We start from the raw sequence: 1597 nt of genomic DNA, 5'->3' as shown, positions 1-1597 counted from the left end.
TGGCTGTCCCTGGAAGCATTTTTGCAGCAACCTTGAAGGTCGCGTGCGATATCAAATAATTCTGTCGCTGCAAAAAAATCAGCGCCGTCGGTTGGGCTAACGCTTCACCAGCCCACCATTCGCCTGCACAATACGTTCATTCTGATTTTTGATGCCTAATGTTGGGGTTCCTGCGTCACCCCAGGGCTGTCCCATCAAAATATAGTTGCCAAACCCCTCAAAAACCAGTTGTAAACTTTCGCGCAATAGTGTTTACTCTCGGAATTTAGGTGAGAGATGAAGTATTCCGAGATGCCATTGCAATGTGTAACGCCCATTTTGAAGAGTTTTCAGGCACATTTTGGCCAATTAACTGATCCCAGAATAAACCGAACGAAGTTGTACTCGCTTGAAGAAATTCTTCTTGTGCTGTTCTGCGGCTGCATTTGCGGCGCTGAAAGTTGGCGTGATTTTGTGGTTTTCGGCAAAGAGAAATTGCCCTTTTTACGGGAGTATTTTCCCTTCACGTCCGGCATACCCTGCAAGAATACATTTGCGCGTGTATTAGCAGCGCTTAATCCAGATGAATTTCGTCGATGTTTTATTGCTTGGGTCGGCGCGCTGCAGGATGTATCACAAGAGGGAAAAGAAGTCATCGCCATCGATGGTAAAACACTGCGCAACAGTGCCAATGCTGCTAACGGGATGGCTGCAATCCACATGGTCAGCGCTTTCGCAACAAATGCCAGGCTTGTTCTGGCGCAGCAAAAAGTCACCGAAAAATCCAATGAAATCACTGCTATCCCTGCGCTACTCAAGCTGCTTGATATTAGCGGGCATACGGTCACCATTGATGCGATGGGCTGCCAGCGCGAGATAGCTATGCAGATTCAAGAACAAGCAGGGGATTATGTACTCGCCCTCAAAGGAAACCAAGGTAACCTAAATGAGGCTGTGCGCTTGTTTTTGGAAACTGAGGACAGCAAGTCCGCTGACAGCCGCATTGTCAGCCGTTATACCGACGTGGATGCTGGCCACGGTCGTATTGAAACACGGCGCTGCATCGTTTCCGATCGGATTGATTGGCTGGAGAAAAAATCTGATTGGCGTGGTTTAACCAGCGTCGCTATGTTGGAGGAAACGCGCGAAGGCAATGGCAAAACCAGCGTCGAACGTCGTTTTTTTATCAGCAGCCTCCCCGCTGATGCTAAGCAAATTGCGCATGCCATTCGTGCGCATTGGGCAATCGAAAATACTTTGCACTGGACGCTTGATGTTGTGTTTAATGAAGACCACTCACGTGTGCGTAAAGACCACGCGCCGCAAAACATGGCCATCGTGCGCCACATCGTCATGAATATGCTCAATAATGCCAAACAACATTTCAAGGGCGTTAGCCTCAAAGGGCTTCGCAAAAAGGCTGGTTGGGGTAACGACACTCTACGGGCTATCCTCACTCAAAATTTTTGATGGGACAGCCCTGCCGAATAAGGAACAAAAATCGTGCAGGTATTGCACAACAATGGGAGCACGTTTAAAACGCTGTGAGGGTTGTTATTGTGGTCATTTTTTATCTAAAGGATGCGCGGTGTTGAGGACTTCGTCTAGGCCACTGACG

The 1597-nt window shown here is 48.3% G+C and carries 1 protein-coding gene; it reads left to right on the top strand.

From position 1 onward, the window contains the following. Positions 1-276: 276 nt before the first annotated feature. A complete protein-coding gene (locus Q7R76_04030) occupies positions 277-1449 on the top strand; it encodes an ISAs1 family transposase (protein ID MDO8642728.1) in 1173 nt (390 codons plus the stop codon). Positions 1450-1597: the final 148 nt, after the last annotated feature.

The sequence above is a fragment of the Candidatus Woesearchaeota archaeon genome (genome assembly GCA_030651375.1).
Lineage (GTDB): Archaea > Nanobdellota > Nanobdellia > Woesearchaeales > UBA12501 > JAUSFM01.
This window is presented reverse-complemented; position numbering and strand designations above follow the sequence as displayed.

What these genes read in the sequence shown, in the direction of transcription:
- Q7R76_04030 (MDO8642728.1), top strand. Translation starts at nt 277, where the DNA reads ATGAAGTATTCCGAGATGCCATTGCAATGTGTAACGCCCATTTTGAAG.